This is a genomic window from Flavobacterium poyangense (assembly GCF_011751075.1).
GTDB lineage: Bacteria > Bacteroidota > Bacteroidia > Flavobacteriales > Flavobacteriaceae > Flavobacterium > Flavobacterium poyangense.
Map to the genome: position 1 here is coordinate 1 of NZ_JAALLN010000227.1, position 518 is coordinate 518.

The 518-nt window shown below is 58.9% G+C and carries 1 protein-coding gene; it reads right to left on the minus strand.

The annotated features are described in order from the left end of the window. Positions 1–518 (minus strand): sensor domain-containing diguanylate cyclase (locus G3A47_RS23430; protein ID WP_166926693.1); only part of this gene is annotated, 518 nt, incomplete at both ends.

The following is a 518-nucleotide window of genomic DNA, read 5'->3' on the forward strand; positions in this document are numbered from 1 at the left end:
CACGTCGATCATCAGGATGGACATCGACGCTTTCGCGGCGAAGGACCTGTTCCACTCGGCCCTGAAATATCTGTCGAACGCGCGACGGTTCGGCAGTTCCGTCAGGGGATCCGTTTCCGACAGTCTGCTCAAGGCACGCTCATGGCGCCGCTGCTCGGTGACATCGCGCATCGAACCGATCACAATCGTCGCTTTTCCGGCGCTCGATGTCTGGACGATCGCCTCGAGTATCTTCTCACGGCCTTTCGCGTCGATGATCCGGAAATCCACCGAAACGGGTTTTCCGGTCCGGATGACCCGAAAGGCGGTCTTGTATATCTTCTTGACGTCGCCCTTGGCGACGTAGTTCTTCCAGCCTCGCATCTCGGCCGTCTGCAGCGGCACCCCGAGCACCTCTCCTATGGACGGAGAGATGAACAGGATCTTGCCGTAGGAATCCGCGGCAAAGACGATGTCTCCGGAGCGCTTGGCCAGCATTTCGTAGATGTGGGCGTTGGCGAGCTGCAGCTTGTGATGAT